Origin of the sequence: Microcoleus sp. PH2017_24_DOB_U_A (assembly GCF_020738205.1) — a bacterium.
Classification (GTDB): domain Bacteria; phylum Cyanobacteriota; class Cyanobacteriia; order Cyanobacteriales; family Microcoleaceae; genus Microcoleus.
Map to the genome: position 1 here is coordinate 1 of NZ_JAEQCT010000070.1, position 12,838 is coordinate 12,838.

Below are 12,838 nucleotides of genomic sequence, written 5' to 3' on the forward strand. Positions count from 1 at the left end.
GGTGTCATCACCCTCAAAACGTAGTTGTAACTGAGGCTGGCTATCTCTTCACCTTTAGGTACTGGTTGTCCTGTTATGTCCGGTGATTGGTGGATAGCACTTTTAACCAATCTCGATACTAATCGCGTAAGCGAAGGAGACCGAAGGTATCGCCCCAACATCCGCAAATCATGACAACTCCCATCACCCAGTAGGGACACGACACAACGCCGTGTCCTTAATCGTAGCTTATCGGCGACAGCCTTCGGCGATCGCCCTTAACACCGCTAGCCGCACTTCAGGATGCGATTTTTCAAGGCCGTTAGCCCGAAAAATCCAGTGTCCGCCGCCCGCGTGCTCGATCGCAATCTTCTGTCCGTCAGGCAAAACGATTTGCCACCAATTCAACACAGTGGCTTTAATCAGTTGGCACTGAATCTGGGTCAATTGAGCCTCCATCAGCTTCAGTTGACGCATGATTGGGTTTTGGGCAGATGACTTCATTATTTTGTTCCTGAAATAAATTGGATAGTTTCTCGACTGGAATTTCTGTTTGCTTATTTTTCAGCTTATTTTCACTTGGAGAGCTTTTCGCTTTTACTTTACCTTCCGAACTTTTCGCCTTCACCTCCCTTTTACCACCTTTTGGCTCATTTTTTACTCCAAAACCTTTAGATTTAACTTTGGCTGGAGCAGAATTTGAAATCTGTTCCGCTGCGGGCTTCTTAAACTCCGCGTCCAATTGGTCTAAAATCTCCTCTTGTTCGGGAGTGTGTTCCGCCGGCTGCTCTACAATTCTGGGGTTGTATTCGTCAACCAGCCGCCCCAAAAATTCCGAAATTGACATTCCCGCAGCGGCTGCTTTTTTGGTCAACAGGGCGTAGGTGTCGGTTTTAATCCGAATTTGTTTTAACCTGAGGTTGGGATTGTTGTCAACTGTTTCGGCTATCGTTATTGCTGTAATCCTTTCTTTGGGGATGACATCCACAACTTCTTGCCACTTTTCCTGTAAAGCACAGTCGCCGTATTGATCTGTGACTGCGTGTTTGAACAAGGGGACAACTTGAGCGACGCAGCTAGGCAAAATCTCAAATCCGGCTTTTATTAAGCGCAGGCAAATTGCCGCAGATTTGATAATTTGCGTGCAATAAAAATACTGTCTGCCTAAGGCTTGTTCGCAGTAAATTTTGAAAGTTTTGAACTTGTCTTTGTACAAGCGCAGTTTTCGGATCGCGTCCAGCATGATCCCTTGTCGCACGTAGTCGAGGAATCCTCTTTTTATTTCGCCTGTCAGATACTCTAAATCGTGAAAGGGCGATTGATTCTGGATTTCTTCTTCAAAGTCTAGCAGCGGGCCTGCGAAGTGAAAGTTGGAGGCGATATCGCCTAGGTAGAAGTTGTCGGTAGATGTGGTCATGATCGGGAAGGGGTCGAGAAAGGGAACGATAGCACGGAAGTTGGGCGATCGCCAAGTGGAATTTTTGGTCGGGATTTTTGGTACAATTTTGAGTTGGGCTGTGTTGTAAGGTCGATCGACCTTTTACATCGCATCACCTCAAGGCGGCTATTCAAACTTGGACGTTTGGACTGTTCGGCCTGACCGACCGACTTGTGTTATGTCGCTTTTGTCTCATTATGAGATGTCGATTTAATTTTGTCAAGTATGACATCTCAATTTGAGATTTTATGTTACAATGTCATCAAGAAAAGAACGAAGACAGGAGGGCAATTCACCATTGGAAGCCCTAAGAATCAACAAAACAGACTTATCACAAGATGAGTTTGCTTTTAGATGCGGGATTCCGCGGGCCACATATCATAGATGGATATCTGGAGCCACAGAACCAAAATTTTCTCTCTTTCAGTTGAAAGCTATTTGCCGAGAACTAAAAATAGAAAAAATAGATGAACTTCCAGAGAGCTTTGGGCCGAATTAGCAATTAAATTAAACCAACAGATACAATTTTGAGTTGGGTTGTGCTTTCAGGCTTGCCGGCTGCTTGCTATGCCTTTATTCGTAGTTTAGTCAGGCTTCCTGTCTTTGTCAAGGGTAAACTACGAAACATTCTGCATAATGAATCAAGAAGTACGGGATTTATACGAAATGAGCCTTGCGGAAATTAGAGAATACAGGGGCTTTAGTCGCCGTGAGCTTAGCCTGCAACTGACGGGGAAAGTTTCTGAAGATACTTTGTATTCCATAGAAAAAAGAAAACAAAAACCCAGAGTTGATACTGCAATAGCCATTTGTACAGCCCTAAATATTAGCTTGAAACAGTTCTGTCACTCGATCGGGCTAGATGTGTCAGGACTTGTTGATGATTACGTGCCGCCGAGGGACAGCTAACCAACAGAGCGAAGTTTTGGTCGGGATTTTTGGTACAATTTTGAGTTGGGCTGTGTTGTAAGGTCGATCGACCTTTTACATGGCACCACCTCCTCGGAGTTCAGAGAAAGGGGCTTAAAGTATGCACTCAAACCCCAAAAATAGGCTCTTGTATGCCAGCACAATTGATAGACAGCACAAGCAAGGCGGTTATTAAAACCTGCACGTTTTGAACTTGAAGGCTCGCCGACCACCTTCTGCCATGTCCGTCACTTACAACTTTAGTTGGACAATTCTAATTTGTCAACTAAAGTTGTATAACTTTAGTTTAAATGAATCAAGATATAGACTATCTCAAACCAGAAACTATTCAAGAAGCTATCCAATTGGCTGAAGCTACGCAGGAACAACTAGCCCGAAACCTAGGAGTTTCTCTAAATACAGTGAATTCCTGGGTTAATTGTCGGAAAATGCCACGGGCGGATAATTTTTTCGCCCTATGCAGGGAGTTAAAGCTTTCGCCCAAAACCGTCGCTAGATTGCTACGCATCGATATCTCCAACATTCCTGACGATATCCCTTTGGTAAAATCGCCCTCACGATCGGACAACTAACAAGCACAGGGAAGTCATGGTCGGAATCTTTGGTACAATTTTGAGTTGGGCTGTGTTGTAGGTCGATCGACGATTGACATCGCATCACCTCCTCGGAGTTCAGGGAAAGGAGCTTGAGGTATGCACTCAAGCCCCAAAAATACTAAGGGTTATGCAGGTGCATAATTGATAGACACTACAAGTGAGGCGGTTATTCAAACCTGCATTTTGATCGAAGGAGGCTTGCCAGGCCGCCTTTGTTTTGCCTATCTACTAGCAGTTTAGTGCCAGATACCAACTTTGTCAAGCACTATTTTGCTAGCAATTAATTGCTATAGTTAATGGAAGCTGAAGACCGAGAAACGATAACCTTGAAAAACCTGAGAGAAAGTGCAAATTTGACCCAACCCGAACTTAGTCGTCGAATGGGGGTAGGAATTCGCATTATTGGTGATTGGGAACGAGGAGAAGCCATTCCTCGCTTCGATCGCGTCATTGCTCTGGCGCGGGAGCTAGGCGTACCTCTAAAAACACTTGCTAGATGTATGGGATTAGACGTAGCCAAAATTCCCGATGACCTACAAGCATTAAGTGTACTTCATCTTTCGACGGAGGTCAAGAAGCCAGAATCATTGAAACAAGCTTCATGTATTAGGGAAGAAAATTCGCAAGAAAAGGAAAAGTCTCCATTAAGGCTTCTCAGAGAACAAGCTGGGCTAACCCGCCCTCAAGTCAAACAACATATCGGCGTTTCTGAGCGGATGCAAGCTGACTGGGAATCAGGAAAGTCTATGCCAACTGTTGAAAACGTGGCTGCACTGGCTAACCTATACCAAGTTTCTCTAAAAACTATGTTTGAGCTTTTAGGATTAGACGTAACTAAAATTCCCGATGACTTATCCAGTAGATCGCGAGGGCGATCGGACAAATAACGCGCAGGGGTTAATTCTTAGGTACGTAGTTGCGCTTCAGCGCTCTTTCCGATATCCCAAAAAGAGCGCTGAAGCGCAACTACGTACCTGGGAGCCCTTTGATCCCTTAATCGGTAATTTTCCCTCTCAGAGCCTTAATCTGCCCTCGCTTGGTTTTGCTGTCAAGACGCTTGCGCTGGGAACTACGAGTCGCTTTGCTGGGTTTGCGCCTTTTCGGGATGACGATCGCACTTTTGATCAATTCTTGCAGCCGCCTCAAAGCCTCCTCGCGGTTTTGTTCCTGGCTGCGGTGCTCCTGTGCTTTGATGATAATCACACCTTCGGAGGTGATTCGCCCATCGTTGAGTTGCAATAAACGCTCTTTGTAGCGATCGGGTAATGAAGAAGCTGGGATATCAAAGCGCAGGTGAATAGCACTCGCCACCTTATTTACATTTTGTCCGCCCGCGCCTTGGGAGCGAATGGCGCTAATCTCAATTTCGCGATCGGCAATAAATACTGTGTTGGAAATTTCTATCATGATTTATTGATAATTCTTAGCTGTCAGGATGAATTCGATGAGTTTTTTTCTATCCCATAACTCTACGTCGTTAGATTTGGCAAGTTTGCAAGCATTTTCTGTAAATCTGTTGTTGGTGATGACTCTGCCTTTATTTCCGTTGTAATGTCTGACGGCTCCTGCTACTTCTTGAACTGCTTTAATCCCAACTGGATTTTTGCTTCTTTTTGCTTGAACTACTGTTTTCGATCCGTCTTTGTACAAAATCAAATCTGCTCCATAATCTTGACTGTCTTGAGTTAAAGTGACGCTATAACCACAGTTTCTAAAATGGACAGCTAGAAATTTTTCAAACTCTTTGCCAGTCATTGCATCCACTTCGAGAATACCGCTGTCTGATAAAAGTTTTTTTGATTCTTCTTCTTTAATTGTATCAAATACCAATGCTGCAATATCACCGATAATGGCAGCGGCTCTTACTAGAAAAGGTTTCATAAAATTACACTTACTTTAAAGAGATATCTATAGTTTATAATACAAAGTGGCGAGTTGTTCGTATAGACGAGGTTGAAGACTATGACGAAATCGCATGATATCATTCGAGAACAAGACCGGAGATTGGGAGAATTAATGGCGATCCTCTTCGAGGGCTTCGCTAACGTCCGTCAGCGATTCCTCGATGCAGGCGGCGATCCCCGACACCCGCCATCAGGCTTAAAAGGCGATGACTACATGACAGACGCAGAAAGACAAGAAGCACTGACGATCGCCCGATCGCTCTTTAACGACGAATATATTAAAAGCTATCTCAAAAACAAACGTCAAAACAATTTGCAACCCCAGATTAATTAGTAAGGTGCGCCGAAACGCACCCTACAAAAACTAATTAATCAGCAGTACCAGTTTGCAGCGACTCTTTAGCAGCCTGAGTCCACTCTGAGTGGAAGAATTCACCGCGCGGTTTGTCGGTGCGCTCGTAGGTGTGAGCCCCGAAATAATCGCGCTGAGCTTGCGTCAGGTTTTGCGGGAGTCGATCGCGCCGATAGCTGTCGAAATAGTCCAGGGACGCGCTGAAGGCCGGTACAGCGATACCCAGCAGGCTAGCCGTAGATAACACTTCGCGCCAAGCTGATTGGCGATCGAGAATGCTCTGTTTAAACTCTGGCGCTAACAGCAAATTCGGCAGTGCGGGATCGTCCTTGAAAGCTTTTTTAATCTTGTCCAAAAATCCAGCCCGAATGATACAGCCGCCCTTCCAAATGCGGGAAATTTCGCTCAAACTCAAGTCATAATTATACGACTTTGAGGCCGCGCTCAACAGCGCCATACCTTGGGCGTAGGAGCAAATTTTCGAGCAGTAAAGAGCATCCCGAACTTTGTTCACAAACTCTTTAGGATCGCCTTCGTACTTGGTGGTAGGCCCCGTCAGTTGTTCCGAAGCTTTGACGCGCTCTGCTTTGTAAGAAGACATGATTCTGGCATTCACAGCAGCGATAATTGTGGGAATGCTCACGCCCAATTCCAAAGCACTCATTACAGTCCAGCGACCAGTACCTTTTTGACCGGCAGCATCCATAATTACCTCAACTAAGGGTTGCTTAGTTTCCGGGTCAATGTATTTGAAAATATTAGCCGTAATTTCAATCAAAAACGAGTTGAGTTCGTCAGTTGTATTCCATTCGGCAAAAACTTCCTGCAACTCCTGGCCGCTGAGTCCACCGACGTTTTTTAGCAAATCGTAGGCTTCAGCAATGAGCTGCATATCCCCGTACTCAATACCGTTGTGCACCATTTTCACATAGTGACCGGCACCGCCAGGGCCGATGAATGTGACGCAGGGGCCGTCATCTACTTGAGCCGCTATTTTGACGAGAATTGGCTCTAATTCCTTGTAGGCTGCCAGCGTGCCACCGGGCATCATGCTAGCGCCATTCAGTGCGCCTTCTTCGCCGCCGCTAATGCCCATGCCGACAAATCCCAGTCCGGCAGCTTCTAAATCTTTGGTGCGACGTTCGGTGTCATCGTAGAGGGAGTTGCCGCCGTCAATAATCATGTCATTGGGGTCTAGCATGGGTTTGAGCTGGTCAATTACCGCATCTACGGCTTTGCCAGCTTGTACCATGACTAAGATTCTTCGAGGACGTTCTAGAGCTTCGACGAATTCCGCCAGAGTCTTGGTGGCTACAATGTTTTTGCCCTGGGCCCGTTTTGCCATGAATTCGTCGGTTTTGGCTGCTGTGCGGTTGTATACCGCTACGGAGAAGCCTCTGCTTTCGACGTTGAGGGCTAGGTTTTCGCCCATAACTGCTAGACCGATTAAACCAAAATTTTGCTTTGCCATAAAAATACTCGGTAAGTGGGAAACTCAGAGTCTTTAGACCTGAGAGGGAATTTACTCTTTGTGGAACAGGCCGGAAAGCCTGTTAAGCGAGCATGATGCAAGATGTCAGTTTAAGTGTATTTTTATATTCAAAAAATTGATGTTTGGTGAATCACTAGGGTTTTTTTAAGATTTAAGCGATATTAGCGATATTAAAGAGAGCGGTGAGGGATAATGAGACGGATATTAATTCGATCGCAGTAACGATAGATACAGATAAGCGGACATTTTGAGGAAAATTTAGGAGACTGTTGTAATTATGGAAGATTTGCAGTATCTGGCAGCCTGGGTGAAGGAGCAACACGCTCGGGAGTATATTTTGACTTGGCTGCTGAGTCAACAGGGGCTGTGGTGGTCGGATGGAGAGATTTATCAGGCGGTTTTGCAAAAGTCGGGAAAGCTGTTGAAGGCTTACGTGCAAAAACGGCAGGCTGGAGAGTTGTTTGAGGGGATTTCTGAGAAGTTGGTGGGAGATGAGAATTGGGATGATTTGGTGATCAGTTTGGGGCGAATTGTTGCTGTTTATCAGGAGGAATTGGTGAAGTTGCAAGAGCGCGATATGCGGGGGGATGGGCTAAAAAAAAAGTCAATTAGCCAACCTGTAAGTGGAGATTCTTTGTCGGTGTTGGAGGTGCAGCAAGCTTTGCCCGATCCTTATGCGGATACGCTGACTGGGAGATAGTCAGTTGGCAGTTGGCAGTTGGCAGTTGGCAGTTGACAGTTGGTGATTAGTTATTGGTTATTGGTTATTCGTAGCAGGCAAAAAATAACAATAATATCGTTTCTGGTTGCATCGGAATAGTCAGTGCTGTCCCCGCTCGCTACCCCAATAGCGAGCGGGGACAGCACTACATAATTCGGATGTCACCCGATTTGATATACAAAATAACCAATAACTAATAACAAGCAACCAATAACCAATATCTAAATATAGCTGCTAGCTTGACGGGTAAACATTGAATGGTATATTTCGCCCAATTCTATCAATTCGTCGTGAGTTCCGATTTCGACTATTTTACCATTTTCCATCACGGCGATGCGATCGGCAATTTTGGCCAATCCCAACCTGTGGCTGATGACAATCGTGGTTTTCCCGGCGGCGATTTGGCGGAAGATGCTGTAAATTTCGTGTTCTGTCTTGGGGTCGAGGGCGGCGGTTGGTTCGTCAAAAATTAGGACTTCGGCTGTATCAAGCCGCATTAAGGCGCGGGCGATCGCAATTCTTTGCCACTGTCCCCCCGATAAGTCTATGCCGTCTTCTAATTGTTTCCCCAACGGTGTCTCTAAACCTGCGGAAAGACTATTGACTTTTGCGCTAATTCCTGCTTCGGAAATAGCTTCGTTAATTGCGGTGTCATCCGACAGTGAAAGCAAGTCGCCAAAACCGACGTTTTCGCGCACTGTGGAGGGGAAACGGGCGTAATCTTGCATGACAACGGCGATGCGCGATCGCACGTATGCTAGAGGGTACGATCGCAAATCTTTGCCATTCCAGGCGATCGTACCACTTGTCGGGTCGTACAGGCGACCGAGGAGTTTGCCAAGAGTCGTCTTACCCGCGCCATTTTCCCCGACAAGCACTAGCATTTCACCCGGATTAATGGTTAAGTCGATATTTGCGATCGTGCTTTTAGTGCTACCGGGATAGCAAAAAGATAAATCCTTAATCTCGATACCAATTTTATCTTTTGTGGCACGGGCATCTTGCCCGTGATCTGATACTTGATTTGTGGCACGGGCATCTTGCCCGTAATCTTCTAAACTAGGCAAGCGAGATGCCACATTCACCAGCGGAGACTGCAACTCGGGTTTGAGATCCAAAAGTTGAAAAATCGGACTGACGCCGAGGGAAATATCGTACAAATTAGTGTAATTACCAATCAGTAATTGCAAACTCGTCTCTACTTGGACAATCAAACCAGAATACAGCGCCAAATCTCCCAAAGTGTAGCGCCCTCCCAAAGCTCCCATCACCACATAAACAAATGGCAAGGCTACACCTATTCTACTAAATATCGACCACAAAAGTACAACAATCGCTCCTTTTTTTCGCACTTGCTGCATCTCGCTAAAAAACTGCAAATACTGACCATTCCAGCGTTTGAGCCAAAGTTCCTGCAACCCAAACAAACGCAATTCTTTAGCATATTCTTCCCCTGTCAATACCGTAGCGGATAAGTTCATCTCGCGAGTGATTTTAGCTTGCTTTTTTTGAATTCTCCAGATAAGTTTGAGATATTTTCTTTCAATGTGAATTGAGGGAAGTGATGACACCACCATCACCACAGGAACCCACCAAGCTATTGATGCAGCCAGGCCGATCGAGGGAATGAAGATACAAATTCCCGTGATTGTCATGCTGATGGTGAAGGCTAGTTGCTGTACTTGTTTAACTCCGGTTTTGGCAAGTTCTAATATGTTTAATAGTTCGGGGTTTTCAAACAGGGCGATATCGTCAAAATTGGCGACTTTTTCGAGGACTTGTCCTTCAACTCCGCCTTGCACGCGATCGCGCAAAGATGTTGCTGCAAAAGAACTCATGGTTTCGATTGAATCGCTGACTAACTTGAGAGTTAAGACTCCGACAATACTCCACAGCAAGATTGGGTGGGAAAGCATCAAAGCTAAAGGTTGTGCCGTTTGGGTTCGTGACAGCAACCGAGATACTTCATCAATGATTAGTTTATCTAAAACAAGCACGCCAGATGGGGCGGCACCGCGGATGATGTTGAGTATGATTAAATTGCGGAGTTCGATCGGTGCGGCTTGGATTATGAGGCCGAGGCTGCGCCGCAAAGCTTGGAATGTGGTGATTTGGATGGGTTGCATAGTTTGTGGGTAGGTGTCGGGTCTACTCATCCCCTCCCGTTATATTATAGATGATCGGTTGATTAATTGTCGTTGGCGAGCGCATAATTTCTCTTTTTTTTTCTCAATTTTCCCAGGTTGGTTGAAAATTTACGATCGCATTCATAGCTCGTTGTAAACTGGGGGAATTAGTCTGTGCTGACGCAACCTGCCAACTTTGATTGACAAACTGGATGAGTTGACCGTTGTAGTCTTTACCAATTTTTGCGGTACTATTACGATCGGGGACGATCGCATCCCGCAGATTTCGCTTCCTTGATTTTTTAGCCAGATTGATTAAAAGCTGCTTGGGATCGGGAATTTTATCCACGTCGCCAGGAATCAAGTCTACTGAAATACCCAAAAATTCGGCAAATGCCGATCGATGTGCTAGTAACCACGCTTCTACTTCTTTAATCGCAATCCGAAACAGCAGATTAGGATGTTTTGGTTGAGTTAACCACTCCGACAGAATTACTAGCGGGCAGTCTGCATTATCCAAATCAGTTAAGACTAAGTAAGGCATTCGCTTAGCCGCATTATTGTATGCAGGAAGGTTCTTTTTAATGTCGCCAGCTCCTTTCTTATTCGAGCAAGATCCAACTAAAAATGGACGTTGAGACTGTTTCAGCATTTCTTTAAGAACTGCTTCACTGAGTACATCCTCAAACACTAGATTGATGGGAATATCCGTCATTTGAATAAACTGAGTTGTTCGATCGCAGGCGGTGCTGTGAGAGGAAGTGCAGCATCAGCTATACTTAAACCTCCTTCTAATAGCATTGTTATTTGTTCGTTACTGGAAGCAAGTTTTACCTGAGTTCCTTCAGGAGTCGGTGTCATTAGCAGCACCTCTTCGCCGCCAATGCCTTTGTCTGAGAGCAAATCAGCACTATGGGTACTAAGAATAACCTGTCGCTTTCTCGGACGCTGAAGGCGATAAATCAGAGAGGGTAGATTGCTAACAATAGCCGAATTTAAGGAAAGTTCGGGTTCTTCTAGTAACAATAATGAATCGGATTCTAGCAGTGACCAAAGTAAACCAATTAACCGTAACGTTCCGTCAGAAAATTGGTCTTCCCGTTGTTTTCCTGCTCCGGGCCGCCAATGTTCGTAAACAGCTTCCAAATGGGGAACTCCCATCACATCTTTGGTATCTGTGAGGTTTTTCAATTGTGGGACAGCCAGCTTTAAAGCATCTTCAATTTTTTTTAATCGCGATCTTCGGGTTTTTTCGGGAGTTTTAGCAACTCGTTCTAAAAAAGTTCTCCCAAAAGGATCTTCGGAAAGTCCAGGAGTAGCAAAAGCTTCGGGATGGCGAACTAACTGAGGAATTAAATGTAAATATAAAATTGACTCTAAAAATTTAGGAATTTCTCTAAATTCTGCATTGGCATTAATTTGCTCTAAATAAGTCTGGGTAAGACGTAGCTCATCGTTGTTATCGTCTTGAGTAGGGCGATCAACAATTTGTTGATCGCCTTTCCAAACTCGTTCATAGGCAACTATCGGCTCATTTTTTCCACCTTTTCTCTGTTTAATTCCCAGCGCATACGTCCACAAGGGCTGTTCATCATTAGATTCTGAAAGCTGAATTCCTATTTCTACATTTGGATATCGACGTGCATAAAGACTGCGAATTTTTGATACGCCGCCTCGATCGCTCACGGCTTTCTGCAATCCGCCTCCTGCTTTGGCCAGATCCCGCAAAAAGCGCAATGAATCGAGAAAGTTTGACTTACCGCAAGCATTCGGGCCTACCAAAAAAACGCGATCGCGCAACTCAACATTCACTGACTGAAAATTGCGCCAATTTTGCAGAACTATATGGGAGATAATCATTATTTTAACCTAATCAAGAAATACTTAATCATAGAGTTAATTTTTACTAGCGTTTTAGTGAGAATCAGAATTGTCAGGATTGATTAGTGAGTAGCTGCTTTCAAAAAGATCCAGATAGGGTTTGTAACGATAAAGTCTGTTGCGTTGCCAACCTGTGACTTCATCAAGCAAAGCAATTTCTACAAATTTATCGACTATTTTCCTAGCTGTTGCGTAACTACATTGCAATTCGTTTTCTACTAAACGAATATTCACGATTGGGTGCTGGAAAAGTATATCTAGCAAGCGCAAACCATAACTGCTACTGGAAATTTGCTGACCGATAATTTCGCGGTGATTTTCGCGCATTTCCAGAATAGAACGGGCTGTAGTTGTTGCTGACTGGCTGACTTCAAAAATACCTTGAAGAAAAAACTTTAACCATCCTTCCCAATCTCCATGAGTGCGAATTGCCATCAGGCGATCGTAATACTCTATTCTGTGAAACTTTAGATAATGACTGAGGTATAGTAAAGGCTTTTGTAGGATTCCTTGCTGACAAAGCAGAAAAGTAATTAGCAATCGTCCAATCCGTCCATTTCCATCTAAAAATGGGTGTATTGTTTCAAATTGAGCGTGAGCTAATCCGCAATGAATCAGTACAGGTAAAGAATTGGTATCGTGCAAAAATCTCTCTAGGTTGTCGAGAGATTGGTGCATTTCTGCAACTGTTGGAGGTACATAGGCCGCAGTACCCAGGTTACAACCTTGAGGGCCAATCCAATTTTGACTTTTCCGAAATTCTCCCGGTGTGCGATCGCTTCCTCGCACGTCTTTGAGTAATTCTGTATGAATTTCTCGCAGCAAGCGCAGACAAAGTGGAAATTCTTGAAGCCGCTTTAAACCGTAGTTCATGGCGTTAACGTAGTTAACAACCTCTTGCACATCTTTAAAGCGTTCTTGACCTTTGACATCAATTTCATATTGAAGTACGTCCTCTAGGGTGCTTTGCGTTCCTTCAATTTGCGAACTAAGAACGGCTTCCTGACGGACGTACATCGCTACGAATAGGTCAGGGTTGGGCAAAATAGAGGTAGCACCGTCTAGTCTTCCTAAAGCCCGATCGGCATTGGAGAGCAAGCGATGAAGCTCTGCGTCCATTTTAATGGGCGGTTCGGGAGGGAGGGGCGCTGGAATGAAGGCGCTGTATCCTTCAGTTTGTTGGACGTATCGACCAGATCGCATCATTGGGTGACGGAGGGACAAAGGTTGAGGTCTTGTTATCTTATGTTATTCCAGTGAAATAAGACGGCGGTCGCGGAATCTTATTATAGCAAAAGTCTTTTTAGTATAATAAGATTGCCAGGACAGGCCAACTCGATCGCAATACGAGGATACAGCAGTGCTGTGTCCCTACGGATATGGTTGAGACAGGAGGACACAGCAGTGCTGTGTCCCTGC

Annotated in this window: 15 protein-coding genes; 6 read left to right on the forward strand and 9 right to left on the reverse strand. The window is 44.9% G+C overall.

The features are described from left to right. Nucleotides 1–228: 228 nt before the first annotated feature. Complete coding sequence (locus JGK07_RS19895; protein ID WP_293176862.1) at nucleotides 229–426, reverse strand: hypothetical protein; 198 nt, start codon at nucleotides 424–426, stop codon at nucleotides 229–231. Further along, nucleotides 398–1,396 (reverse strand): hypothetical protein, encoded by a 999-nt coding sequence (locus JGK07_RS19900; RefSeq protein ID WP_293176864.1) that lies wholly within the window; start codon nucleotides 1,394–1,396, stop codon nucleotides 398–400. The genes JGK07_RS19895 and JGK07_RS19900 overlap by 29 nt, the downstream gene beginning before the upstream one ends. 277 nt (nucleotides 1,397–1,673) lie before the next feature. On the opposite strand from JGK07_RS19900, the gene JGK07_RS19905 reads away from it, so the two are divergent. From JGK07_RS19905 to JGK07_RS19920, 4 genes are all read left to right on the forward strand, one after another. Then, complete coding sequence (locus JGK07_RS19905; protein WP_293176868.1) at nucleotides 1,674–1,916, forward strand: helix-turn-helix transcriptional regulator; 243 nt, start codon at nucleotides 1,674–1,676, stop codon at nucleotides 1,914–1,916. Nucleotides 1,917–2,053: 137 nt separating this feature from the next. Further along, complete coding sequence (locus JGK07_RS19910) at nucleotides 2,054–2,326, forward strand: helix-turn-helix transcriptional regulator (protein ID WP_293176870.1); 273 nt, start codon at nucleotides 2,054–2,056, stop codon at nucleotides 2,324–2,326. Between the two features lie 311 nt (nucleotides 2,327–2,637). Then, a complete protein-coding gene (locus tag JGK07_RS19915; protein ID WP_293176872.1) occupies nucleotides 2,638–2,919 on the forward strand; it encodes a helix-turn-helix transcriptional regulator in 282 nt (93 codons plus the stop codon). A 320-nt stretch (nucleotides 2,920–3,239) separates the two neighbouring features. Next, complete coding sequence (locus tag JGK07_RS19920) at nucleotides 3,240–3,830, forward strand: helix-turn-helix domain-containing protein (RefSeq protein ID WP_293210959.1); 591 nt, start codon at nucleotides 3,240–3,242, stop codon at nucleotides 3,828–3,830. A 106-nt stretch (nucleotides 3,831–3,936) separates the two neighbouring features. On the opposite strand, the gene arfB is transcribed toward JGK07_RS19920, so the two are convergent. Next, on the reverse strand, nucleotides 3,937–4,350 hold the full coding sequence (arfB, locus tag JGK07_RS19925) for an alternative ribosome rescue aminoacyl-tRNA hydrolase ArfB (protein WP_293176876.1): 414 nt from the start codon (nucleotides 4,348–4,350) through the stop codon (nucleotides 3,937–3,939). Nucleotides 4,351–4,353: 3 nt separating this feature from the next. Further along, on the reverse strand, nucleotides 4,354–4,824 hold the full coding sequence (locus tag JGK07_RS19930) for a restriction endonuclease (protein ID WP_293176878.1): 471 nt from the start codon (nucleotides 4,822–4,824) through the stop codon (nucleotides 4,354–4,356). A gap of 81 nt (nucleotides 4,825–4,905) precedes the next feature. Here JGK07_RS19930 and JGK07_RS19935 point away from each other — a divergent pair, with 81 nt between their 5' ends. After that, nucleotides 4,906–5,181, forward strand: coding sequence for a hypothetical protein (locus JGK07_RS19935; protein WP_293176880.1), 276 nt, complete (start codon nucleotides 4,906–4,908; stop codon nucleotides 5,179–5,181). A gap of 34 nt (nucleotides 5,182–5,215) precedes the next feature. Here the strand turns inward: JGK07_RS19935 and gnd are convergent, their stop codons facing one another. Further along, entirely contained in the window at nucleotides 5,216–6,670 is a 1,455-nt protein-coding gene (gene gnd, locus JGK07_RS19940) for a decarboxylating NADP(+)-dependent phosphogluconate dehydrogenase (protein ID WP_293176882.1), read from the reverse strand. 298 nt (nucleotides 6,671–6,968) lie between these two features. Between gnd and JGK07_RS19945 the strand changes: the two genes are divergently transcribed. Continuing rightward, nucleotides 6,969–7,391: a hypothetical protein gene (locus tag JGK07_RS19945; RefSeq protein ID WP_293176884.1), complete on the forward strand. Its 423-nt coding sequence runs from the start codon at nucleotides 6,969–6,971 to the stop codon at nucleotides 7,389–7,391. 242 nt (nucleotides 7,392–7,633) lie between these two features. Here JGK07_RS19945 and JGK07_RS19950 read toward each other — a convergent pair whose 3' ends face one another. The 4 genes from JGK07_RS19950 to JGK07_RS19965 form a co-directional block, all read right to left on the reverse strand. Beyond that, nucleotides 7,634–9,568, reverse strand: coding sequence for an ABC transporter ATP-binding protein (locus JGK07_RS19950; protein WP_293291015.1), 1,935 nt, complete (start codon nucleotides 9,566–9,568; stop codon nucleotides 7,634–7,636). Nucleotides 9,569–9,641: 73 nt separating this feature from the next. After that, nucleotides 9,642–10,253, reverse strand: a complete 612-nt coding sequence (locus JGK07_RS19955; protein ID WP_293224489.1) for a hypothetical protein — start codon at nucleotides 10,251–10,253, stop codon at nucleotides 9,642–9,644. Beyond that, complete coding sequence (locus tag JGK07_RS19960) at nucleotides 10,250–11,398, reverse strand: AAA family ATPase (protein ID WP_293176890.1); 1,149 nt, start codon at nucleotides 11,396–11,398, stop codon at nucleotides 10,250–10,252. Before JGK07_RS19960 ends, JGK07_RS19955 begins: the two co-directional genes overlap by 4 nt. A gap of 54 nt (nucleotides 11,399–11,452) precedes the next feature. Then, nucleotides 11,453–12,538, reverse strand: a complete 1,086-nt coding sequence (locus JGK07_RS19965) for a Fic family protein (protein WP_293192075.1) — start codon at nucleotides 12,536–12,538, stop codon at nucleotides 11,453–11,455. Nucleotides 12,539–12,838: the final 300 nt, after the last annotated feature.